The sequence below is a fragment of the Kitasatospora sp. NPDC058162 genome, assembly GCF_042884005.1.
GTDB lineage: Bacteria > Actinomycetota > Actinomycetes > Streptomycetales > Streptomycetaceae > Kitasatospora.
This window is the reverse complement of the sequence record NZ_JBHVUS010000007.1, coordinates 73,618-96,589: the sequence shown is the minus strand read 5'-3', so window position 1 is coordinate 96,589 and position 22,972 is coordinate 73,618. Positions and strand designations below refer to the sequence as shown.

The 22,972-nt window shown below is 75.9% G+C and carries 20 protein-coding genes and 1 riboswitch; of the genes, 5 read left to right on the top strand and 15 right to left on the bottom strand.

The features are described from left to right. Positions 1-8 precede the first annotated feature (8 nt). Entirely contained in the window at positions 9-314 is a 306-nt protein-coding gene (locus ACFVXG_RS16140; protein ID WP_387927990.1) for a putative quinol monooxygenase, read from the top strand. Positions 315-378: 64 nt separating this feature from the next. On the opposite strand, the gene ACFVXG_RS16135 is transcribed toward ACFVXG_RS16140, so the two are convergent. The 7 genes from ACFVXG_RS16135 to ACFVXG_RS16105 form a co-directional block, all read right to left on the bottom strand. Continuing rightward, entirely contained in the window at positions 379-1,014 is a 636-nt protein-coding gene (locus ACFVXG_RS16135) for a hypothetical protein (RefSeq protein WP_387927989.1), read from the bottom strand. A gap of 40 nt (positions 1,015-1,054) precedes the next feature. Next, positions 1,055-1,918, bottom strand: coding sequence for an ECF transporter S component (locus tag ACFVXG_RS16130; RefSeq protein ID WP_387927987.1), 864 nt, complete (start codon positions 1,916-1,918; stop codon positions 1,055-1,057). Beyond that, a complete protein-coding gene (locus tag ACFVXG_RS16125) occupies positions 1,915-3,534 on the bottom strand; it encodes an ABC transporter ATP-binding protein (protein ID WP_387927985.1) in 1,620 nt (539 codons plus the stop codon). The genes ACFVXG_RS16130 and ACFVXG_RS16125 overlap by 4 nt, the downstream gene beginning before the upstream one ends. After that, on the bottom strand, positions 3,531-4,637 hold the full coding sequence (locus tag ACFVXG_RS16120; protein ID WP_387927983.1) for an energy-coupling factor transporter transmembrane protein EcfT: 1,107 nt from the start codon (positions 4,635-4,637) through the stop codon (positions 3,531-3,533). Before ACFVXG_RS16120 ends, ACFVXG_RS16125 begins: the two co-directional genes overlap by 4 nt. Positions 4,638-4,672: 35 nt before the next feature. After that, positions 4,673-5,374, bottom strand: a complete 702-nt coding sequence (locus tag ACFVXG_RS16115; RefSeq protein WP_387927981.1) for an SCO2322 family protein — start codon at positions 5,372-5,374, stop codon at positions 4,673-4,675. Continuing rightward, positions 5,374-6,624 (bottom strand): prenyltransferase/squalene oxidase repeat-containing protein, encoded by a 1,251-nt coding sequence (locus tag ACFVXG_RS16110; protein WP_387927980.1) that lies wholly within the window; start codon positions 6,622-6,624, stop codon positions 5,374-5,376. The genes ACFVXG_RS16115 and ACFVXG_RS16110 overlap by 1 nt, the downstream gene beginning before the upstream one ends. 110 nt (positions 6,625-6,734) lie before the next feature. After that, a riboswitch (cobalamin riboswitch) is annotated at positions 6,735-6,814 on the bottom strand. A gap of 137 nt (positions 6,815-6,951) precedes the next feature. Next, positions 6,952-7,572, bottom strand: a complete 621-nt coding sequence (locus ACFVXG_RS16105; RefSeq protein WP_387927978.1) for a TetR family transcriptional regulator — start codon at positions 7,570-7,572, stop codon at positions 6,952-6,954. A 261-nt stretch (positions 7,573-7,833) separates the two neighbouring features. Here ACFVXG_RS16105 and ACFVXG_RS16100 point away from each other — a divergent pair, with 261 nt between their 5' ends. From ACFVXG_RS16100 to ACFVXG_RS16090, 3 genes are all read left to right on the top strand, one after another. Next, positions 7,834-9,144, top strand: coding sequence for a glycosyltransferase family 4 protein (locus ACFVXG_RS16100; RefSeq protein WP_387927977.1), 1,311 nt, complete (start codon positions 7,834-7,836; stop codon positions 9,142-9,144). 97 nt (positions 9,145-9,241) lie between these two features. Then, positions 9,242-9,976, top strand: a complete 735-nt coding sequence (locus tag ACFVXG_RS16095) for a class I SAM-dependent methyltransferase (protein WP_350504659.1) — start codon at positions 9,242-9,244, stop codon at positions 9,974-9,976. After that, positions 9,973-11,034, top strand: coding sequence for a prenyltransferase (locus tag ACFVXG_RS16090; protein WP_387927975.1), 1,062 nt, complete (start codon positions 9,973-9,975; stop codon positions 11,032-11,034). The genes ACFVXG_RS16095 and ACFVXG_RS16090 overlap by 4 nt, the downstream gene beginning before the upstream one ends. 85 nt (positions 11,035-11,119) lie before the next feature. On the opposite strand, the gene ACFVXG_RS16085 is transcribed toward ACFVXG_RS16090, so the two are convergent. From ACFVXG_RS16085 to ACFVXG_RS16065, 5 genes are all read right to left on the bottom strand, one after another. Then, complete coding sequence (locus ACFVXG_RS16085) at positions 11,120-12,052, bottom strand: hypothetical protein (protein ID WP_387927974.1); 933 nt, start codon at positions 12,050-12,052, stop codon at positions 11,120-11,122. A gap of 209 nt (positions 12,053-12,261) precedes the next feature. Continuing rightward, on the bottom strand, positions 12,262-13,272 hold the full coding sequence (locus ACFVXG_RS16080; protein WP_387927972.1) for an N-acetylmuramoyl-L-alanine amidase: 1,011 nt from the start codon (positions 13,270-13,272) through the stop codon (positions 12,262-12,264). A gap of 7 nt (positions 13,273-13,279) precedes the next feature. Beyond that, positions 13,280-14,617: a hypothetical protein gene (locus tag ACFVXG_RS16075; RefSeq protein ID WP_387927971.1), complete on the bottom strand. Its 1,338-nt coding sequence runs from the start codon at positions 14,615-14,617 to the stop codon at positions 13,280-13,282. Positions 14,618-14,822: 205 nt separating this feature from the next. Beyond that, positions 14,823-15,476 (bottom strand): class I SAM-dependent methyltransferase, encoded by a 654-nt coding sequence (locus ACFVXG_RS16070; protein ID WP_387927969.1) that lies wholly within the window; start codon positions 15,474-15,476, stop codon positions 14,823-14,825. Between the two features lie 130 nt (positions 15,477-15,606). Beyond that, entirely contained in the window at positions 15,607-16,677 is a 1,071-nt protein-coding gene (locus tag ACFVXG_RS16065) for a M48 family metalloprotease (RefSeq protein WP_387927967.1), read from the bottom strand. Between the two features lie 190 nt (positions 16,678-16,867). On the opposite strand from ACFVXG_RS16065, the gene ACFVXG_RS16060 reads away from it, so the two are divergent. Beyond that, positions 16,868-17,953: an alcohol dehydrogenase catalytic domain-containing protein gene (locus ACFVXG_RS16060; RefSeq protein ID WP_387927965.1), complete on the top strand. Its 1,086-nt coding sequence runs from the start codon at positions 16,868-16,870 to the stop codon at positions 17,951-17,953. 114 nt (positions 17,954-18,067) lie between these two features. Here the strand turns inward: ACFVXG_RS16060 and ACFVXG_RS16055 are convergent, their stop codons facing one another. The 3 genes from ACFVXG_RS16055 to ACFVXG_RS16045 form a co-directional block, all read right to left on the bottom strand. Beyond that, positions 18,068-18,238 (bottom strand): hypothetical protein, encoded by a 171-nt coding sequence (locus ACFVXG_RS16055; protein WP_387927963.1) that lies wholly within the window; start codon positions 18,236-18,238, stop codon positions 18,068-18,070. 164 nt (positions 18,239-18,402) lie between these two features. Beyond that, the gene (locus ACFVXG_RS16050; protein ID WP_387927961.1) at positions 18,403-20,055 is read right to left on the bottom strand and encodes an ATP-binding cassette domain-containing protein; all 1,653 of its coding nucleotides are present in this window, start codon (positions 20,053-20,055) and stop codon (positions 18,403-18,405) included. A 1,118-nt stretch (positions 20,056-21,173) separates the two neighbouring features. Continuing rightward, positions 21,174-22,826: an ATP-binding cassette domain-containing protein gene (locus ACFVXG_RS16045; RefSeq protein WP_387927959.1), complete on the bottom strand. Its 1,653-nt coding sequence runs from the start codon at positions 22,824-22,826 to the stop codon at positions 21,174-21,176. Positions 22,827-22,972: the final 146 nt, after the last annotated feature.

Sequence of the window (22,972 nt, the reverse complement as noted above, 5' to 3'; positions counted from 1 at the left end):
AGATCCACATGCCCGTCGTCATCGCCACGATCAGAACCAAGCCCGGCCGTCGCGACGAAGTGCTGGCCGCCTTCGAGCAGCACACCCCGGCCATCCACGCCGAGGACGGCTGCCAGCTCTACGCCGTCCACGCGGGCCCCGACCGGATCACCGTCGTCGAGAAGTGGGCCGACCAGGCCGCCCTCGACGCCCACAGCACCGGTGCCCCGCTGGCCGCCCTCGGCCCCGCCCTGGCGGACGCGCTCGCGGAGCCCGCCGACGTCGCCGTCCTGGACGCGTTCCCCGCCGGCGACCCGACCAAGGGGCTCATCTGACGGTGCGCCTCCTCGTGCACCCCGGCCGAGCAGCCGGGGTGCACGAGGACCGGAGGACGGGCGGCTACCAGCGGAAGAGGCCGGGCAGCTCGGTGGACGGCGGCAGCGGTGCGCCCGCCGGGAGGGGACGGATCTGGACGAAGGCGTGCTCGAACTGGGAGTACGAGAAGCCGTCCAGTCCCGGCGCCACCACCAGGAGGTTGTCGCCCCGGCGCCAGATCCGGTAGCGCCAGCGGTGGTCGAGGGCCGGGCGGCGTTCGTGGGTCACGTCGTGGTCGGGCGGCCCGAGGAGAGCGGTGAACTGGTCGACGACGGAGTCGATGCGGGCGTCGAAGGTGCCGACCGGCGGGTCGACGAGGCTCTGCCAGCCGGGGAGCTCGCCCCAGAAGTCCTCGCCCATCGGCCCGTCGGGGTGGACGTAGTACTCGTACGCGAACGGCATGAACAGGCACTCGTCGCCGTACACGAAGTGGCCCGCGGGCGTGTAGGCCTTCTCGTTGAGCTCGCCCAGGTAGTCGCCGGTCGAGCGCCAGCCGGCGGCCGTCATCGCCTTCTCGCCGGCGTCGCCGTCCGTCCAGTCGAGTTCCATCATCCCGGCGATCTGTGCGGCCAGTTCGGGCCCGACGGGGCAGGTTGCGACGATCCAGGGATCGTCCTCGTCCTCATCGTCTTCGTCGATGTCGAGGGGCTCGTCGGACACTGGGGATCTCCCGTTCTGGCGTGCGGTTCGAACGCCCACTCTAGGGGCCGGCCTCGCCCTCCCGGCGTCCGGTCGGCGGCGGCCGGAAGCCGACCGGTGCGTCGAAGGCCGCGCGCCGGGTGGTGCGGCGCAGGGCGCGCAGCAGGTGCGTGCCGAGGGTGAGGCACAGCACCACGGTGAGGGCGGCGCGCGGCAGGTCCCAGCCCAGGGAGGTGGTGAGGCAGTAGGCGGCGAAGCGGACCAGGTTGGCGGAGAGCGGGTCGCCGGGGTGGAAGGAGATCGAACCGGCCAGGCCGCCGATGTACGGCCAGCCCTGGAGGTTCATGATCGTGCCGTAGAGGACCGCGGAGAGCGCTCCGTACCCGGCCAGCAGCAGGAGTTCGCGCCGGCCGCGCAGCGTGGCGGACCCCGGCAGCAGGCCCGCGCCGAGGCAGACCCAGCCCATCGCGAGCATCTGGAACGGCAGCCACGGCCCGACCCCGCCGGTCAGCAGCGCGGAGGCGAACATCGACAGGGAGCCCAGGACGATTCCGAAGCCGGGGCCGAGCACCCGCCCCGACAGCACCATCAGGAAGAACATCGGCTCCAGGCCCGCCGTCCCCGCGCCCAGCGGACGCAGGGCCGCGCCCGCCGCCGCCAGCACCCCCAGCAGGGCGACGGACTTGGCGTCCAGCCCCGGCGCCCCGCCGCCCGCCGAACGGCCCTCGGAGATCTGGGCGATCAGGACGGCCAGCAGCAGCGGCAGCAGCAGGGCGAACAGCCACGGCGCGTCGGCCGAGTGGCCGACCAGGGCCGACTTGGTGGAGGCGAGCAGCGGCCAGCCGAAGGCCGTCACGCCGACAGCGGAGACGAGCAGCAGGGCTGCGACGGACCGACGGCCGAGGGGTACGGGTCCACTGTTCATGTGTTCAGCGCCTCTCCCATGTTCAGCGCCTCCGCGACCTGCTGGACGGTGAGCCACGGCCCGGGCGCGAGCACCTTGGCGACCTGCGGGGCGAAGGCCGGGGAGGAGACCACCACCTCTGCGGTCGGCCCGTCGGCGACGATCTCGCCCTCGGCCAGGATCAGCGTGCGGTGCGCCAGTTCGGCGGCCAGTTCGACGTCATGCGTCGCCAGCAGCACGGCGTGGCCCTCGGCGGCCAGCCCGCGCAGGATCTCCACCAGCCGGGCCTTGGCGGCGTAGTCCAGGCCGCGGGTCGGCTCGTCGAGCAGCAGCAGCGGGGGCCGGGCAGTGAGGACGACGGCGAGGGCGAGGGTGAGCCGCTGGCCCTCGGAGAGGTCGCGGGGGTGGGCGGTGTCGGCGATGCCGGGCAGCAGGCGTTCGACCAGGGCGCGGCAGGTGCCGGCGGGGGCGCCCGCGTCGGTGTCGGCGGCGGCGCACTCGGCGGCGACGCTCTCGCCGTACAGCAGGTCGCGCGGGTCCTGGGGGACGAGGCCGACGTGGCGGATCAGTTCGGCGGGGCGGGTGCGGTGCGGGGTGCGGCCGCCGACGGTGACGGTGCCGGAGTCGGGGGCGTGCAGGCCGACCAGGCTGCCGAGCAGGGTGGACTTGCCGGCGCCGTTGCGGCCCATCAGGGCGGCGATCTCGCCGGGGCGCAGCGCCAGGTCGACGCCGCGCAGGGCCTGGACCGGGCCGCGCCGTACGGCCAGGCGGGCGCAGGCGGCGATCGGAGCACCGTCCGGAGCGGCGACGGCGGCGGGCGCGCGCCCGTCCAGGTCGGCGCGCAGCGCGGCGGCCTTGCGCCGGGCGTCCCGGACGGACAGCGGCAGCGGCCGCCAGCCGGCGAGTCGGCCGAGGCCGACCACCGGCGGGTGCACGGGGGAGTGCGCCATCACCTCGGCCGGTTCGCCCAGGACCGGGTCCGCGCCCGGGGTCAGCAGCAGCACCTGGTCGGCGTACTGGACCACCCGCTCCAGCCGGTGCTCGGCCATCAGCACGGTGGTGCCCAGGTCGTGCACCAGCCGCTGCAGCACGGCCAGCACCTCCTCGGCGGCGCCCGGGTCGAGCGCCGAGGTGGGCTCGTCCAGGACCAGCACGCGCGGGTGCACGGTGAGCACCGAGCCGATCGCGACGCGCTGCTGCTGGCCGCCGGAGAGCGAACCCAGGGCGCGGTCGCGCAGGTCGGCGAGGCCGAGCAGGTCGAGGGTCTCCTCGACCCGGCGCCGCATGACGTCGCCCGGCAGGCCCAACGACTCCATGCCGTAGGCGAGTTCGTCCTCGACGGTGTCGGTGACGAAGTGCGCCAGCGGATCCTGGCCCACCGTGCCGACCAGGTCGGCGAGTTCGCGCGGCCGGTGCTTGCGGGTGTCCCGGCCGCCGACGGTCACCCGGCCGTGCAGCACCCCGCCGGTGAAGTGCGGCACCAGGCCGCTGACCGTCCCCAGCAGGGTGGACTTGCCGGAGCCCGACGGGCCCACCAGCAGGCACAGTTCGCCCTCGGGCACGGTGAGGTCGACTCCCGCCAGCGCCGGGGCGGCGGAGTCCGCGTACCGGACGGAGACCTGCTCGAAGGTGATCACGATGCCCTCCGGGGCAGGGTCGGGGCGGCGAACGCCGGTACCAGGCCGAGGAGTACGGCCAGGACGGCGGCCAGCGGCAGCTCGGGGACGGTCGGCGGGACGACGGTGGGGGCGAAGGCGGCCGGATCCCGCGACGCGAGGTACGTGACCAGGGCCGCCGCGGCGACGCCGGAGCCCGTGGTCAGCCACTCGGGAACGGCCCAAGGGTCAGGCCGGTAGCGGGATCTGACGGACCGTCGGTTGCCGAGCAGTAGTCCGGCGAAGGCGGCGGCCAGGCCCAGCAGCAGCACCGGCAGTGCCCAGCCGCCGCCCCCGGCGGTCAGCAGTCCGTACGCGGCCAGGCAGACCCCGAGCAGCCCGGCCAGGGTGAGCGCGGCCGTCGCCCGGGCCAGGCGGCGCGGGACGTCGGCGGTGCGGCCGAAGCCGCGGGTGTCCATCGCCGCCGCCAGTGCGATCGACCGCTCCAACGCGCCCTCCAGGACGGGGAGTCCGACACTCAGCACGGCCGCGACGCCCTTGTCCGTACGGCCCCGCAGGCGACGGGCGGCGCGCAGCCGGCGCACGTCGGCGACCAGGTTCGGCGCGAAGGTCATCGCCACCACCACGGCCACGCCCGCCTCGTAGAGCGCACCCGGCAGGGCGCGCAGCAGCCGGGCCGGGCTGGCCAGCGAGTTCGCGGCGCCGACGCAGACCAGCAGGGTGGCCAGGCGCAGCCCGTCGTACAGCGTCGCGAGCAGCCCTTCCAGCGTGACCCGCCCGCCGATCCGCACCCCCTGGGCCCAGGCGGGGAGCGGGACTTCGGGCAGGGTGAACAGCAGGTGGGTGCCGGGGACCGGCGAGCCGAGCAGCACCGCGAAGACCAGCCGGATGCCGAGCACCACCAGCCCGAGGCGCAGGAACGCCCCGTACGAACGCGACCAGGGCGCGTCGCCGCGCCGCGCCGCGACCACGTACCCGACGGTCGCGGCGATCAGCAGCAGGACCACCGGGTTGGTGGTCCGGGTCGCCGCCGCGCCCAGCCCGAGCGCCCACAACCACCAGGCCCCGGGGTGCAGTTGGCGTGGGCCGACGGGCGGGCGGGTGCGGCGGGCGGGGCTGCTCACGGATCTGTTCTGTCCTGGGGAGGGGTAGGGGGTGCCTAGGAGTGACGGCGGCGGCGCGCCTGCCAGACGGCGCCGCCGGCGAGGACGGCGACCAGCGCACCACCGGCGACCAGGCCGAGGTCCGGGCCGCTGCCGTGGTCGGACGCCGCGGCGCCGCTGTTCGGCTGGGCGGCGCCGGCGTCCACCTGGTCACCGCAACCCGCCTTCGGGTAGCCGGCGATGGCGCACAGCAGGCCGTTGGAGTCGTAGCGCAGCGGCGGGGCGACGGCGGCCAGCACCTCGGCCGAGGTGGCGCGCGGTGCGACGCTCGCGCAGGCCGTCCGCGGCTCCGGCGGCTGGGCGGCGGACGCCCCGGCGTCCTCGGCCGTGCCGAAGTCCAGCACCACGGCCACCCGCTTGCGGCCGTCCTGGGCGGGGGTGGCGGCGCAGATCCCGTCGAACCCGGCCGCCGTCCGCGGCTTCGCGGCGTCCTGCCCGCCGTCCGGGCTGAGGGCGAACCGCCAGCCGTCCACCGCGCCGTCGGGCGGCACGGCGACGGCGGGCCCCTGCTGCTGGTACGTCCACGCCCCGCCGTCGGCCCCGCGCCAAAACGACCAGTACCGGTACCCGGCGGCCTGCGCGGGCGCGGCGGCGGTCAGCAGCACCAGCACGCCGAGCAGCGGGAGGAGCAGGGCGGCGGACGCCCGCCGCGCACGACGGCCGGGAGCGGGGCGGGCGGGAGCGGGGCGGGCGCGCATCAGAGGTTGGGGTTGCGCTTGCGCTGGAGGCTGAGCAGGAGCCCGCCGCCGACGCCGACGAGGAGGCCGACGACGATCAGCCAGAACTGCCCGAAGCCGTCGCCGCCCTTCTTCTTCGCCGCGGTGGTGGCCGGCGAGGCGGCGGCGGCCTTGGGGGCCGGGCCGAGGGCGGTGAGCTGGTCGGTGAGGGCGGCGTCGCCGCGGTGGGCGGCCTGGTCGACCAGCAGGAGGGTGGCGGTGGCGGCGGCGTCGGTGCCGTTCTTGGTCCAGGTGGCGCTCTGCCCCTCCAGCCAGTCGACGGCGTCGGTGGCCTGGTCGGGGTGGCCGCTCTGGGTGAGCGCGAGGGCGGCCCAGGCGGTGGCGGTGTAGTCGGGCTTGGGCTCGGCGCCGGGGGTGGTGAGGGTGAGGTGTTCGCCGCCGGAGGCGAGCTGGGCGGCGAGGTAGGAGCTGACGGCCTCGCCCGCTTCGGCGTGCGGGACGGTCGTGGGCGCGGAGCCGTCGGTGCAGGCGAGGGCCTTGGGGGCGGCGTCGGCGCGCACCGAGGTGGCGACCGGCAGGTGGCCGCCGGCGGCGGCGAGGGCGGCCTGGGCGGTGGCGAGGGTGTTGGGGGTGAGGGTGCCGGCGACCTGGTCCGGCTGGTAGGCGAAGGCGCCGCGCTGGTCGGCGGGGGCGGAGCAGCCGAGCTGGAAGCGGGCGAGGCCGTCGAAGGCGTTCTTCCCGGCGGCGCCCCCGGTGCCGGGCTTGGCGATGCTGGCCGGGTCGGTCCGGGCGGCGAACAGCGCGTTGACGACGAGGCCGGTGGAGTTGGCGTCGCCGGGGTTGCCGGGGTTGTAGGCCCAGCTGCCGTCCGCGTTCTGGTTGGTCTTGAGCCACTGCACGCCCTTGTCGACGGCGGGCTGGTGCCCGCCGAGGGCGATCAGGGCCTGGAGGGCGACGGCGGTGGCGTTGCTGTCCTCGAACTTGGGGTCGCAGGCCGCGCCGGGGGCCCGGTAGGAGGGCCAGCCGCCGTCCTCGCACTGCTGCCCGGTGAGCCAGCCGACGGCGGAGTCGGCGGGGGTGATCTTGGCCGCCGTCAGCGCGGTGAGCGCGAGGGACTGCCGCCAGACGCCGTCGTACGTCGGGTCGCTCTTGCCGTACAGGCCGTCCGGGATGGTGGGCGGGGGGACGTCGGCGAGGGCCGGTCCGGCGGCGATGCCGGTGAGCAGCGCGGCGGACAGGGCGGCGGCGCCCAGGCGGGCGGCGGTCAGCATGGTGCGGGTGTGCCTTTCGGTGAGCGGTGGTTGGCCCGGGCGGGGCCGTTCCGTAGTCCTCGACGGTCGCCGGGCGCGCGGGGCCCGGCTCGCCGCTCGTTCCCTCCCCGGGTGCCCCGGCTCGTCCGGCGCGCGGGGACGCGGCCGGGCTCACGGTTGCGGGTCAGCGCCGGATTCGCACCGGCTTCCCCCGGGGGAGGAGCGGGATGGAGTTGTGCTGCCCGTCGACTCTAACCGCCCGCCCCGCTCCGCCCGCCGGGCCGTGTGCCGCAGAGCGGGCGGAGCGGGGCGGGCGGAGCAGGAACAGGTTCCAGTACCGGGGGCCGGTCAGGGCAGGGTGAGCAGCCGCGCCGCGGTGTGCAGGTCGGCCCGGACCTCGGCGATCGAGGCGCGCCCGGAGAGCCAGGCGACCAGGGCCGAGTGCCAGGTGTGCTCGATCACCCGGACGGCCGCGCGCTGGCTCTCGCTGGGCGGGCCGGACTGCCCGATGGCGTCCAGGATGAGCTGTCCGGTGGCGGCGCTGACCTGGTCCACCTCGGTGCCGACCGAGCGGTCCGCGAAGCTGAGCGCCCGGACCATCGCCTCGGCCAGCAGCGGCTCGCGCTGGAGCGCGTGGAACGCCCGGGTGAGGGCGTCGGCGACCCGCAGGGCCGGCTCCGGGTCGGTCGGCGGGTGCCGCCGGATGTGCTCCTGGAGCCCCTGGAGCTGCTCCAGCATGACCGCGACCAGCAGGTGGACCTTGGACGGGAAGTACCGGTACAGCGTGCCGAGGGCGACCTGCGCGCTCTCCGCGACCTCCCGCATCTGCACCGCCTCGTACCCGCCGCGGGCGGCCAGCGCGGTGGCGGCGCGCAGGATCCGGCGCCGCCGCTCGGCCTGGCGCGCGGACAGCGGCGGCTCGCCCTGGGCGGGCGGGGCGGGGCTCACGGGGGTGGTCGGCGACGGCAAGGGTGCTCCCGGGGGCGCGTGGGTGGCGGCGTGCTCCAGAAAGGTCGACCGAAGTCGACCCGCGTTCGGTCGGGCCCGGCGTGGCGGGAATCACCAGCCCTGGCTCCTGAGCGAAAGCTACGGGCCGGTATCTTCGAGGTCTCTCATTGTTCACACGGTCGATGACGAGTTCCACAGCCACTGAAACCTGATCTACTTTAGCGACCGGCGCCGTCCTTGGGCGCCGCTCGCACCGATAGCAGCCAGAGATGAGGGCCGAGGATGACCGCGAAGCCGCTGCGGATTGCCCTGCTGTCATACCGCGGGGACCCGTTCTGCGGCGGTCAGGGCGTGTACGTCCGGCACCTCTCCCGTGAGCTGGCCCGGCTCGGCCACCACGTGGACGTGATCGGAGCCCAGCCCTTCCCCGTGCTGGACGAGGTCGACGGCCCCGGCTCGGTGCGGCTGGTCGAGCTGCCCAGCCTGGACCTCTACCGCGCCGACGACCCCTTCCGCACCCCCGCCCGCGGCGAGTTCCGCGGCCCGGTGGACGTGCTGGAGTTCGCCACCATGCGCACCGGCGGCTTCCCCGAGCCGCTCACCTTCTCGCTGCGCGCCCGGCAGTACCTGGCCCGCCACAAGGGCCGCTACGACGTGGTGCACGACAACCAGACCCTCGGCTACGGCCTGCTGGGCCTGGCCCGGCACGGCTTCCCGCTGGTCACCACGATCCATCACCCGATCACCGTGGACCGGCAGTTGGAGCTGGACGCGGCCACCACCCGGGGCAAGCGGCTGTCGCTGCGCCGCTGGTACGCCTTCACCCGGATGCAGCGCCGGGTCGCGGCCCGGCTGGACCACGTGATCACCGTCTCCGGCACCTCGCAGCGCGAGATCGCCGAGCACCTGGGGGCCGCCCCCGGCGCCATCTCGGTGGTGCCGATCGGTGCCGACACCCGGCTCTGGTCGCCGTCGGCGGAGATCGGGCGGGTCCCGGGCCGGATCGTCACCACCTCCAGCGCGGACGTGCCGCTCAAGGGCCTGGTGTTCCTGGTCGAGGCGCTGGCCAAGGTCCGCACCGAGCGGGACGCCCACCTGGTGGTGGTCGGCAAGCCGCAGAAGGAGGACGGGCCGGTGGCCGAGGCGGTGCGCCGCTTCGGGCTCGCGGAGCACATCGAGTTCCGCACCGGGCTGAGCGACCGGGAGCTGGTCGACCTGTACCGCTCGGCCGAGGTCGCCTGCGTCCCGTCGCTGTACGAGGGCTTCTCGCTGCCCGCCGCCGAGGCGATGGCCACCGGCACCCCGCTGGTGGCCACCACCGGCGGGGCGATCCCCGAGGTGGCCGGTCCGGACGGCGGGACCTGCCTGGCCGTGCCGCCGGGGGACGCGGGCGCGCTGGCCGGCGCCCTCGGCCGGCTGCTGGACGACCCGGAGCTGCGCGCCGGGCTCGGTGCGGCCGGCCGGGAGCGGGTGCTGGCCCGGTTCACCTGGGAGCGGGCCGCCGAGCTGACCGCCGACGCGTACCGCGCGGCGATCGCCACCGGCGTCGGCGCCCGGGCCCGCTCCGGGCCGGGCTGGCGGTACGTGCCCTGAGCGGCGCGCTCGTGAGCGACCTGCTCCGGGCGATCGAGGCGAGGTGCCTGACGGAACGTCAGGAGTGCTTGGTAGCAATAGGAATGGGAGCCCTGCAGTGCTGACCGTCGATTTCTCGCGCTTCCCGCTCGCCCCCGGCGACCGGGTGCTCGACCTGGGTTGCGGCGGGGGCCGGCACGCGTTCGAGTGCTACCGCCGCGGCGCCAACGTGATCGCCCTCGACCAGAACGCCGAGGAGATCGCCGAGGTCCAGAAGTGGTTCGCCGCGATGGAGCTGGCCGGTGAGGCCCCCGAGGGCGCGTCGGCGGTCGCGATGGAGGGCAACGCGCTGGCGCTGCCGTTCGAGGACGACTACTTCGACAAGATCATCATCTCCGAGGTGATGGAGCACATACCCGATGACAAGGGCGTGCTCAACGAGATGTTCCGGGTCCTCAAGCCGGGCGGCCTGCTCGCCGTCACCGTGCCGCGCTGGCTGCCGGAGAAGATCTGCTGGGCGCTGTCCGACGAGTACCACGAGGTCGAGGGCGGCCACATCCGGATCTACCGGGGCGACGAACTGCTCGGCAAGCTCAAGGACGCCGGCCTGGAACCGTACGGCACCCACCACGCCCACGCGCTGCACTCGCCGTACTGGTGGATCAAGTGCGCGGTCGGCGTGGACAACGACAAGGCGCTGCCGGTCAAGGCCTACCACCAGCTGCTGGTCTGGGACATCGTCGGCACCCCGGTGATCAGCTCGATCACCAAGGCCGCCGAGAAGGCGCTCAACCCGCTGATCGGCAAGAGCTTCGTCGCCTACGCCTCGAAGCCGCGGCGGGCGGGCGCATGACCGCCGCCGTCCCGGAGGTGCTGCTGCTCGACGGGGTGCTGGACGCCGAGCAGGCGGCCGACACCGTGCGCAGCATCCTGGCCGAGCAGCGCCCCGACGGTGCCATCCCCTGGTTCGCCGGCCACCACCTCGACCCGTGGGACCACACCGAGGCCGCGATGGCCCTCGACACCGCCGGCGAGCACGCCGCCGCCGAGGCCGCCTACCGCTGGCTCGCCGCCCGGCAGAACCCGGACGGCTCCTGGTACGCCGCGTACACCGACGGCGCGGTCACCGACCGGGCCAAGGAGAGCAACTTCTGCGCGTACATCGCGGTCGGGGTCTGGCACCACCACCTCAGCACCGGCGACGACGCCTTCCTGGAGTGGATCTGGCCGGTGGTCCGGCGGGCGCTGGACTTCATCGTCGGCCTGCGGCTGCCCGGCGGCCCGATCGCCTGGCGGGTCGGCGAGGACGGCGCCGCCACCGAGGAGGCGCTGCTGACCGGCTCGTCCAGCATCCTGCACGCGCTGCGCTGCGGCCTGGCCGTCGCCGACTACCTGGAGGAGCCGCAGCCCGACTGGGAGCTCGCGGCCGGCCGGCTGCGGCACGCCATCGCCCACCACCCCGAGCGGTTCCTCGACAAGGACCGCTTCTCGATGGACTGGTACTACCCGGTGCTCGGCACCGGCCTGCGCGGCGACGCGGCGGTGGCGCGGATCGAGCGGGACTGGGAGCGCTTCGTCGTCCCCGGCCTCGGCGTGCGCTGCGTCAGCGACCGCCCGTGGGTGACCGGCGGCGAGAGCGCCGAACTGGCGCTCGCGCTCTGGGCGATCGGCCAGTCCGACCGCGCGGTGGACATCCTGCGCTGGATCCAGCGGCACCTGCGGCACGAGGACGGCTCGTACTGGACCGGGTACGTCTTCGAGGACGACGCGATCTGGCCCGAGGAGCGCACCACCTGGACGGCCGGGGCGCTGCTGCTCGCGGTCGCCGCGCTCGGCGGGGACCCGGCGACCGTCGCGGTCTTCGGCGGGGACCAGCTGCCCGCCGGCCTGGTGGTCCAGGACTGCTGCTGACGCACCCCGAGGACGGCGAAGGGGCGGGACCGGTGATCCGGTCCCGCCCCTTCCGTGTGCCCGTCGGGTCGTCCGTCGGACGGCGTCAGCCGCGCTGGATGCCCGCGGTGTCGGCCAGCACGCCCTGGGTGCCGTCCGGCAGCTGGGCGACCAGGGCCGCGCCGCGCTGCTCGACGGCCAGGTACCAGGTGCCCGGCACGACCTCGCCGACCGGGGCGCCGACCGGGTTGTCCTTCGGGGCCAGCTGGCGCGGGGCCGGGACGGCGAACCAGAACGGCTGGAAGTCCGCCGCCGGGGCGGCCGGCTGCTGGGCGGCCGGGGCCGGCTGCGGGGTCGGCTGCGGAGCCGGGACGCCCGCGTCCTGCGGCTGCACCGGCTGGCCCGGCTGCGGCTGGCCGGCGGCCGGGTAGCCGTAGCCGCCGGGGACCGGCTGGGCGCCGAAGGCCGGGTCGTGGGCCTGGCCCGGGTAGCCGTACTGGCCGGGGCCGGGCTGACCGGGCGCACCCGGGTGGCCGGGCTGACCCGGCATCGGGTAGCCGCCCTGGTACGGGACGGCCGGGCGGTCGTTGACCAGCGGGGCCTGCAGCGCCGGCACCAGCGGTGCCGCCGCGGCCGCACCGGCCAGCACGATCAGCGAGATGAGGCCGAGCCAGGCGCCGAAGCCGTGGCTGAGCGCGGTGGCCGACGGGCCGCCGCCCAGCGCCCAGACCGAGGTCCAGAGCGCGGCGACGCCGAACGCGATGCCCCACTGGTCCAGCCGCAGGCCGAGCACCTGGCGGTTGGCGGCGGCGGGGCCCTGGAAGCGCTGCACCAGGATCAGGACGGCGGCGGCGATCCCCAGCAGGTAGATCGACGGCAGGATGGGGAACAGCTCGGTGCTCCACGCGTTCTGCGAGGTGGCCCCGCAGTACCGGCCGCTGCAGTCCACGCTCCAGTAGGGCAGGAAGGAGGCGATGAACAGCAGGACGGCCGCGCCTGCGACGGCGGCGTCTCCCCTGGTGAGCGCTCGCAGATTCACTGACGTTCCCCTCGTTGACGTGTCGTGGACGGTGATTCGTGCGGTCGGTCCGACCGGCCGAAACTCCCGAACGGACCAGAAGCCTAGGGCCAACCGTCCCGCCGGTGCACGGCGGGACCGGCAATGGGTCGAAGTCGTTGCAAACCGTGCGGGCGCGGTGGGGTGTCGTCCATCGGGGCCGCCCGCCCCAACTCCCTTGCCGGGCAAGCTCAGCGGGTGGTCAGGTAGGCGGCCAGCGCGTCGGCGATCCCCTGGGCGGCCTGCTGCCGCCACTGAGGGTCCGTCATCCGCCGGGCGTCCGCGGAGTTGCGCATGTTACCGCACTCGATGAACACCTTGGGAACCGCGGAGAGGTTGAGGCCGCCCAGGTCGGAGCGGGTGTCCAGGCCGTCGGTCGCGATGTAGTCGGCGTACGGCTCGCCGGTCGCGGCGTGGAAGCGGTCGCGCAGCAGCAGGCCCAGACGGTGCGAGGGCTCGATGATCGCCGAGTTGTCCGCCTTACCGGCGACCACCTTGGCGGGCATGATCACGTGGAAGCCACTGCCGCTCGCCGGGCCGCCGTCGCCGTGCACCGACAGCGCGACGTCCGCGTGGGCGTCGGCGCCCGCCCTGGCCCGCTCGTCGACGCAGGGGCCCCACGGGCGGTCGCCGTCCTGCACCAGCACCACCTTGGCGCCCCGGGCGGTCAGCAGGGCGCGGGCCCGGCGGGTGACGTCCAGGGTGTAGTCGGCCTCGGTGTAGCCCGCGTCGGTCTCGGTGCCGGTGGTGTCGCACTCCTTGCGGCCGTTGCCGACGTCCACCTGGCGGTTGATCTCGGTGGGGTGGGAGAAGTTGCCGGGGTTGTGGCCGGGGTCGAGCACGACGGTGCGGCCGGCGAGGTCGCCGGGGCCGGGCGCCGGGCTCTCCGGCGTGGCGGTGGGCGTCGGGGTGCCGGTGGGCGAGTCGGTGGGTGTGCCGGTCGGCGTGCCGGTGGGTGTGCCGGTCGGTGCGGTGCTGGTGGGCGGGGTCGTCGGGGTGGCCTGGCCCGGGTCGCCGGACGCCGTGGCGGCGGGCGGTGCGGCGGCGGGCGTTGCGGAGGCCGCGGCGCCCGCCGGGCCGGAGTCGTCCAGGGCCCGCCAGCCCAGCCAGCCCGCCGTGCAGAGCGGAACGGCCACGGCCACCGCGGTGGCGGCGCGCAGCAGGGCGGAACGGCGGGGGGCGGGGGAGGTCGGGCCGGTCACGAGTGGTTCAGATCCTGTCCGAAGTGGGCGTGTTGAGGCCGTAGGCGTCCGCGATCGGCTTCCACTTGGTCAGGAAGTCGGACTTCGCCTGGGTCGCCTGGGGGTTGAGCTCGTCCGCGTGCTTCTTGTCCGGCGTGCTCGGCGCGGTGCCGGAGCAGCCCTGCTTGGCCACGGTGCGCGCCCAGCTCGCGTACGCCTTGTCGATGTCGGCGGACAACTGCCAGGCGGACTTCAGCGAGTTCACCGCGTCCGCGCCGCCCGGAACGTCCGTGACGCTCAGCTTGGCGAGCTTGCCCAGCAGCCCCTGGCGCTGGGTGGCACCGCTGTCGAAGACCTGCGCCGCGCTCTCGATGTCGGCCTTCGACGGGCAACTGCTCACCTTGGCGACCGCGTTGCCGATCTGGGTCCGGGCGTTCCCGCCCTCGGTGAGCAGCCCGTCCAGCCCCTGCGCCTGCGCCTTGGCGTTCGGGCCGGTGGTGGTCGCGGTCGGGGAGGGGGTGTCGCCGGGCGTGGCCGCGGTGCTCGGGGCGGCATCGGTGCCGGTGGGTGCCGGGGCGGGCTGCGGGTTGCCGGAGCCGGTCGCGCCGGCGGTCGACGGGGCGGGCGCGGCCTGGTCGCTCTTGCCGCCGCCCTGGGTCGCGTACAGCAGGCCGCCGCCGACGGCCAGCACCAGCAGCACCGCGAAACCGATCAGCAGCGGGGCCTTGCGGTTGTTCGGGCGGTCCTCGTCGTCCTCGTAGTCCTTGTCGCCGAGCGGGACGGCGGTCGGCTGGGCGGGGTAGGGCTGGGCCGGGTAGGGCTGGGCGCCGTGCGGGCCCTGGGGGTACGGGGGCTGGGAGTGCGGGGGCGGCGGGTACCCGTACCCGGCCTGCGGGTCCGGCGCCTGCTGGTACGGGCCGACCGGGGGCGGCGGCGGGTAGACGTACCCGGGGCCGGGGAGCGGCCCGCCCTGGGGCCCGCCCTGGGGGCCGCGGTCCTGCGGGGTGGCGTGCGAGGGGAACGGGGTGGCCGCGGGCGGGGCGCCCGGGGGCTGCGGGCCGATCCGGGGGAGGGCGGCGGTGGGTGCCCCGGGCCCGGGGTCCGGCTGGGGTGCCGGGCCGGGCTGGGGTGCTGGGGGTGGCTCTGACATGTCCGGCGGCGGGCCGAAGCCCGGGGCGGTGGACAGGTACGGGCGGCCGCCCAGCGGCGGGCCCTGGTCGCCGACCGCGCCCGCGCCGGGGGGCGCGGGTGGTGCGGCGGGGGCGGATTCGGCGTCCGGGCGCTGCGGATTGCGGACCCAGCCGCCCGCGCCGCCGCGCGCGGTCGGGTCCCAGACCGCCGGAGCGGTGTTGTGCTGGTCCGTCATGTGCCGCTAGCCCCCACCGTCCGCCGATGCTCTGCCTGGTGCTGCCGCCCGTGCCGCAGCTGCCTGGTGCTGCGCGGACACCGTACCGTTCGAACCCCCGCCCGACAGCCCCGGCACGACGTTAGAGCATCGGGACGCGGCTGTGGGGGTGATCCCGCGGGGCGGACGGGAGCGGTGGGCGCAGGGGGCGGTGGTCGGACGGGCGCTAGGCGGCGGCCCGGCGCAGGACGCGCAGCGAGCCGGTCACCGAGACCTCCTCGAAGCCCTCGGCCAGCGCCCGCAGGTACACCCGGTAGGGCGCCTGGCCGCCGTCCGCCGGGTCCGGGAACACGTCGTGGACGACCAGCAGGCCGTCCGGGGCCAGGTGCGGCGCCCAGCCCTCGTAGTCGCCGGTGGCGTGCTCGTCGGTGTGCCCGCCGTCGATGAAGACCAGCGCCAGCGGGCGCCCCCACACCGCGGCGATCTGCGGCGACCGGCCGACCAGCGCGACCACGTGCTCCTCCAGCCCCGCGGCGTGCAGGGTGCGGCGGAACCGGGGGAGGGTGTCCATCCGCCCGACCTCCGGGTCCACCAGGGTCGGGTCGTGGTACTCCCAGCCCGGCTGCTGCTCCTCCGAGCCGCGGTGGTGGTCCACGGTCAGCGCGACCGTCCCGGCCTCCCGGGCCGCGGCGGCCAGCAGGACCGCCGAGCGGCCGCAGTAGGTGCCGATCTCCAGCACCGGCAGCCCGGTCCGCCGGGCCGCCGCCACCGCCGCCGCGTACAGCGCGAGGCCCTCGTCCACCGGCATGAACCCGGTGGCCGCCTCGAACGCCGCCAGCACCTCCGGCGCCGGGCGGGCGCCCTCCAGCAGGTCGGACATGCGGTGCTCCTCGGGTTTCGGGCGGCGGACGGACGTGCTCGGACCCTACTCGACGGTAGCGGGGCGGCGGCCGGGAGGTCGGTTCGTTCCGTAAGCCGGTGCCGTCGGCCGGTGCCGTAAGCCGGTGCCGTCAGCCCGCCAGGAGGTCGGCGGCGATCCGGGCACGGTACGGGGCCAGCTCGGCGGCGATCGCCGCGGTCTCGGCGGCGGTGGCGGTGACGGTCGCGCCCCCGCCCCCGTCCCCGGCGCGCTCGGCCAGCGCGATCCGCAGGTGGGTCGGCGGGTGCGAGCCGTCCACGGCGCACCGGTCGCGGGCGCTGAGCCGCAGCAGCCGCTCGTGCTCGGCGGCGGGGACGGCGGCGACGTGCTCGCGCACCCGCTCCCAGAGCAGCTCCGGGGCGGACGGTGCGGGGGCGTCCGCGGCCCGGCGGTTCCGGGCGCGGCCGACCCGGGGCCGTCCGCGCTCCTCGGCCCGGATCCGGTGGATCGCGGTGTCCACCGAGCTGAAGAGCAGCAGCGCCGAGAGCATGCCCCGGGCCGCCTCGCCGCCGGCCACCCGGACGGCGAGGGTGTCCGAGTGGTACTCGGCCTGCTGGCCGGCCCGGGAGGTGAGCCGGTCGAACAGCACCAGGCCCTGGTACAGCACCCAGGCGACGCCCCGGAGCACCAGCCGGCCGAGGGCCGTACCGAGCCGCACCAGCAGCGAGACATCGTCCCAGCCCGCGACGTGCCCGTCGTGGCCGGGGCGGGCCATGTCGAACCAGGCCCAGAGTGCCGAGGTCGCGCTGTACAGCCAGAAGGAGCGCCGGTGGTCCCCGTTGACGTGGTGGCCGAACTCGTGGCCGAGCAGCGCGATCCGCTGCCGCTCGTCCAGCACCTCCCAGAGCGGCAGCCCGATCCGCAGGACCGACCGGCGGCGCAGCCCGACCAGCCCGTACGAGGCGTTGAACTCGTCGGTGATCCGGATGACGTCCACCGGGCGGGCGCCGACCTCGGCGGCCACCTTGTCCGCCAGCCCGTACAGGGCGGGCGCCCCGGCGCGGTCGAGCACGTTCTCGCCCTTCGGCACCCGGCCCAGCCGGGGCCGCAGCGCCACGGCGATCACCAGCACCACCGCGCCGATGCAGCGCTGCACGACGGTTCCGGCGATCAGCAGCCAGAGCGCCAGGGCGAAGGTGCCGACGGTGACCAGGTGGATCACCCCGGCCGCGGCGGAGGCCAGCAGCCAGTCCGTGCGCGCGGTGGGGGCGCCGGCAGAGGGGCTGTTCGTCTTGTGACCGCGCTGCCTGCCCGCCGCCCCCGCGCCGTTCTGGAACGCGTTCTAGTCGGTGACCGGCGGCCGTGCCAGAATCGCCCCGACCCTTGACCCGCGGCACCCCGGGAGCAGCCCCATGCGCGCAGCCGTCCTGCACAAGACCGGCCAGGACACCCTCGACGTCCGCGAGGACGTCACGGCGCTCGGCTTCGGCCCGGGCACCGTACGGGTCCGGATGCGCGCCGCCAGCCTGTGTCACTCGGACCTCTCCGCGATGAGCGGCGTCCTGCCGCAGCCCGCGCCGTTCGTCCCCGGGCACGAGGGCGCCGGGGACGTTGTCGAGGTCGGCGAAGGCGTCACCGGCATCGCCGTCGGCGACCGCGTGGTGCTCTGCTGGATGGCCCCCTGCGGACGCTGCGCCCACTGCGAGCACGGCCGCGGCCACCTGTGCATCGCCAGCCTGCGGCGGCTCGGCGCCCCCGGCTTCCGGCTCGCCGACGACGGCACCGAGGCCTCCGGCTTCTACGGCACCGGCGCCTTCGCCGAGGAGGTGGTGGTCACCGCCGACGCGGTGATCAAGGTGCCCGCCGACCTCCCGTACGAGGCCGCCGCCCTGATCGGCTGCGGCGTGACCACCGGCATCGGTGCCGCCGTCAACACCGCGCGGGTCGAGCCCGGTTCCTCGGTCGCGGTGATCGGCGCGGGCGGCGTCGGCGTGGCCACCGTCCAGGGCGCCCGGGTCTGCGGCGCCGCCCGGATCACCGTCGTCGACCCGGTCGCCTCGCGCCGCGAACGGGCCCTCGCCTTCGGGGCCACCGAGGCCATCGCCCCCGAGGAACTCAAGCCGTTCGCCAAGGGGTTGGCCGGCGGCGGCTTCGACTACGTCTTCGAAGCGGTCGGCCGCGCGGCCACCGTCCGGGCCGGCTACGACGCGGCCCGGCGCGGCGGCGCCGTCGTCGTCATCGGCGCGGGCGCGCAGGACGACCTCGCCCAATTCACCATGGGGGAGCTGTTCTTCAACGAGAAGCGGCTGCTGCCCTCGCTGTACGGCGGGGCGCCGGTCGCCCGCACGATCGGACTCGTCGTGGACCTCTGGCGGGCCGGGCGGATCGACCTCGACGGGATGATCACCCACCGGGTCGGGCTGGCCGACGTGAACCGGGCGATCGCCCAGATGCGCAGCGGCGAGGCGCTGCGGACGGTGGTCTCGCTGGACGCCTGACGCCTCGCCCCGAAGCGGGGGGTGACGTGTGAGGGTCCGCCGGGTGACGTGCGAGGGCCCGCCGGGGAGTGTCCTCGGCGGGCCCTCGCGGGGTGTGTCGGCGTGCTGGTCGGATCAGCCCCGGGCGCCGGCCGCGCGGTGGCGACCGTGCGGGTCCGCCCCGGGGGTGTCGTTGTCGGCCGAGCCGCCGCGGTGGCGACCGTGCGAGGTGTCCTCGGCCGTCTTCTCGTCGGCGTCGGACCCGTTGACCGCGGGGCCGGTGGTGTCGGTGAGGGTGTCGGACATGAGAAATCGTCTTCCGTGCGAGGGTGCAGGTCATCGGCGCCCGTCCGGCGCCTGCGGCACACGGTCGGGTCCCCGATCGGGCGCTCGGTACGCGCCCACAGCCGGTGATCGCGGCCCGTGCCCCGGCCACCATAACGGCCGGGACGGACGAGATCCTATCGACCTCATGAGGCGAGTCCCGCCCCGCCCGCGGCCCCGGGGGCCGTCGTCGAACCCAACCAGTGACCGACGAGTTCGCGGTAGAACGGCGACAGCACCTGGAGGTCGCCGTGCCGGGCCAGCACCCCGCGACCGCCGTCCAGCAACAGCACCCGGTCCGCCCGCAGCGCCGAACTGATCCGGTGTGCGACCACCACCAGCGTCCCCGGCCGCTCGGCGAACGCCCGCTCCACCCGCTCCTCCGCGGCCGGCTCCAGGTGGCAGGTCGCCTCGTCCAGCACCACCACCGGCGAAGCCGCCAGGTACGTCCGCACCAGCGCCAGCAACTGGCGCTCGCCGGCCGACAGTTCACCCGGATCGCGCAGCGGTCCGGCCAGCCCGCCCAGCCGCGCCACCACCCCGTCCGCCCCCAGCCGGCCGACGGCCTCCACGACCTCGGGCTCGGACGCGCCCGGGGCCAGCCAGGTCAGGTTCTCCCACACCGAGCCCGGGAACACGTACGCCTCCTGCGGCAGCAGCACCACCCCGCGCGTGCCGCCGCCCACCAGCACGGCCCCGGCGGTCGGTGTCGCCAAGCCCGCGAGCAGCCCCGCCAACGTCGACTTCCCCACCCCGCTCGGCCCCACCACCGCCACGTGCTCCCCGGGGCGGAACGCCGCGTCCACCCCGTCCAGCACGGGCGTGGCACCGGGGGCGTGGGCGTAGCGCAGCCCGGTCAGCCGCACCTCGCCGAGCGGAACGCCGGGGGGTGCGCCGCCGGTGTCGGCGGTTGTGACGGTTGTGGTGGCTGCCGCGGCCAGGCGGTCCAGCACCACGGCGAGGTTGAGCAGCCAGCCGCCGACCGTGCCCGCCAACGTCCGTACCGCCGGGTCGAGTTGCTGGAGCAGATAGGTGGCGACACCGAGCAGCTCACCCGCCGTCAGCGCGTTGCGCGCCAGCAGCCACGGGGCCGCCGCCAGGACGGCCAGGACCGGCAGCCGCCCGCCGAGCGCCACCACCAGCGCCCGCAGGGCCGACGCCCGGCCCAACGCGCGGGAGGCTGCGGCGCTCTCCCACGCGGCCCCGGTCAGCGCCCGGGCCACCGCCTCCCCGGAGCCCGTCGCCTGCACATCGCGCAGCCCGCGCAGTGCGCGCCCGGCCTCGGCGGCGAGCCGCTCCTCGGCCAGCACGACGGCCTGCCGCCCGGCCGCCATCGGCCGCAGCAGCCGCACGAACAGCAGCCCGGCCGCCAGCAGCGGCACCAGCACCAGCGGCAGCACCACCGGTGCCAGCAGCGCCAGCCCGACCAGCGCGGCGACCAGCGTCACCCCCACCCCGCGCAGCGTGCGGAGCAGCGTCGCGGTCAACTGCCGTGCGGACTCGACCTGTTCGGTCAACCGGGCGACCGCGGCCGGGTCCGCCGCCGGCCGCGCCAGCGCACCGCGGACCACCCGCTCGACCAAGGCGTCCCGCAACGGCTCCACCACCCCCGCGAGGTACGGGAACCCGGCCCGCGCCGCGTACGCCCGGACCCCCATCGCCGCCCCGAACCCACCCAACCAGGCCACCCCGACCCCCGGCCGCCCGGCCAGGAACCCCTGATCGACCGCGGCCGACACGAACAACCCGGACACCAACGGCGGCACGGCCTCCACCCCCGACCACACGAGCAACCCCACCAACGCCGCCCGCGTCCCCCGCACCTCCCCCACCCACAGCCCCCACCCCACCCCGACCCGCCCCAACACCCCCGGCGCCCCCGCACCCAGCCCCTGACCCCTCGCACGATGGCCCCTGGGCGCCGACACCCCCACCCCGCACCACGCGAGCACCCCCACCAGCGCTACCCATGCTCCCCGCACCAGCCGCGCCAACAACCCCGCACCCAGCGCCCGCCGCCGACCCTTGGGTGCCGACACCTCCACCCCGCACCACGCGAGCACCCCCACCAACGCTCCCCGCACCGGCCGCACCAACCCCCGCCCGGGCGCCCTCTCGCCCGGTCCCCGTCGCCGCCCCCTCGCACGGTGGCCCGCCCGGTTCGGCGGTTGCACGGAAAGTCGGCCCCGCCGACTTTCCGTGTCGGCGCTGGCGTTGGTGCTGGCGTGGTTCGAAGTGAGTCGCATGGAAGTCGATCCAGTTGGCTTTCCGGGAGGATGGGAAGTCGGCCGGGCCGGCTTCCCATGTACGGCTAAGCGGTGTGCGCGAGAAGTCGGTCGGGCCGACTTCTCGCGCAGTTGCGGCAAAGGGGTAGAGCGTTCGGCAGAGCGCCCCTGTGGCCCGCCCCCCCTGCGCCAGAAGTCGATCGGGCCGACTTTTGGTGCAGCGCCCGTTGTGGTGCGTGGTTGTCGGGTGGGTGCCTTTCCTGTGCTGGCGGTGACGGCCCGGCCCTGCGCGATCGGCGCGGGAGGCGTTGCGCGCAGGAAGTCGAGCGGGCCGACTTCCGGTGCGGCCGCGTGATGACGGGCCGCGGTCGCGGGGCAGCGGGAGGGTTCAGCGGGGCTCCTCGGCGGTGCGCCCCGCTCGGTCTCGGCACGGCGCGGCACCCCCATGGTGTGGAGGCCTGCTGGGGACTCCCTGCGCGGGAAGTCGGCCGGGCCGACTTCCCGCGCAGCTGTGGGAAGGGGCAGAGCGTTCGGCAAAGTGCCCGGGCGGCCTGCCCCCTGCACCAGAAGTCGATCGGGCCGACTTCTGGTGGAGTGCGAGGTTGTCGGGCTCGCACCCTTCCTGTGTCGGCGGTGACGGCCCGGTCCTGCGCGAGAAGCAAGCCGGGCCGACTTCTGGGGTTTGGGGTGGGTCATGCCGTCGCTGCTTGGAGGGTGGTGGTCGAGAGGGCGGCGCGGTAGTCGGGGTGGGTGAGGAGTTGGGTGTGGGGGGCGAGGGCGCGGAGGTGGCCCCCGTCCAGCCAGGCGACGAGGTCGGCGCGGGCGGCGACGGTGGTGCGGTGGGCGATGACCAGTCGGGTGCGGCCGTGGGTGGCGCGGTCGAGGGCCTCGGTGACCTGGTACTCGGTGGCGAGGTCCAGGCCGGAGGTGGCGTCGTCGAGGATGACGACGCGGGTGGGGCGGGCCAGCAGCCGGGCGAGGCCGAGGCGTTGGAGTTCGCCGCCGGAGAGGTGGAGCTCGTCCAGCGGGGTGTCCCAGCCGCGGGGGAGCCGGGCCAGGAAGCCGTCCGCGCAGGCGGCCGCGGCTTCGGCCGGTCCCGCTCCGGCGAGTGCGTCGCGGACGGTGCGGCCGACCAGGTCGGGCCGGGCGAAGGCGTAGCCGACCGCGTCCCGCAGGTCGGCGGGGGACAGGGTGCTCACCGGGACGCCGTCGATCAGTACGGTCCCCTCATCGGGGTCGCGCAGCCGTCCGGGCAGTGCGGCGAGCAGGGATTTGCCGGAGCCGGAGCGTCCGACCAGGGCGACCGTACGGCCGCCGGGGACGGTGAGGTCGAGCGGGCCGAGCAGCACCCGTTCGCCGTCGCGCACCATCACGCCCCGCAGGGTGACCTCACCGGGCCCGCCCGCCGGGAGGGCCGCCGTGCCGGCCGGGGCCGGGGCGAGGGCCAGGAGTTCGTCGACCCGGGCCTGACCGGCACGCGCGTGGGCGACCCCGACCAGGGACTCGACCTGCTCGAAGAGTCCCGCGCCGAGCGCCGCCCAGCCCGCCGCCGCGGCGAGCGCGCCGGGGGCGAGGGCGCCGTCGGCGAGCAGGGCCCCGGCGGTGGTGAGCACCGCGACCTCGACCAGGGCGATCAGCAGGGTGGCCTGCCAGGCGGTGCGCCGCTGGGCGGCCCAGAGCGCGTGTCCGGCCGCGGAGAGTTCCGGGAGCGGGGCCAGTACCCGCGCGGCTTCGCGGTGTTCGGCGCGCGCCGCGTGGATGCTGCGCAGTCCGGTGAGGGCGCCGCTGAGCCGGGCGGCGAGGTCGGCCTGCACCTCCTGGTAGCGGGCGAACACCGGTCCGGCCTGGCGTAGGAAGAGCCGGATCAGCACCACGCCGGGCACCACGCCGGCGAAGAACGCGAGGGCCAGCCATGGCGACAACACGGCGAGTCCGAGGATCGCGCCGATCGAGGTGAGCAGTGCGGTGGCCGCGCCGAGGGCGGCGGGGAGCCGGCCGCCCGCGTCGCCCGCCGAGCCGAGGAGTCGGGCGGCGAGGTCGCCGGGCGGTGGGCCGCCGTGCAGGCGGCCGCCGGGGCCGAGGGCGAACAGGTGGTGGAGCAGGCGCCCGCGCAGGGCGGCGGTGGCCTCGGCGGAGCAGGCCGGGGCGGCGGCCGCGGCGGTGGCGTTGGCGACGGCGGCCGTGAGGAGTAGGAGGGCGGGTAGGGCGAGGGCGGCCCCGCTCCGGTGGGCGAGGACGGTGTCGACGGCCCCGGCGAGGACGGCGGGCAGCGCGAGGGTGGTGGCGGCCTCGACCGGCAGGGCGATGCCGAGCGCGAGGGTCCATCCGGTGGGTCGGCGGGGCAAATCAGCTCTCCCGTCGCTGAGTTGGAAGTACGGGTGCAAGAAGCCGGGTGCCGCCCTCGCCTGTCCGGACAGGCGAGGGCGGCACCCATGGGTCACTCCTGATCAGCCGATGCCTCAGCCGATGCCTCAGCCGATGGATCAGCCGA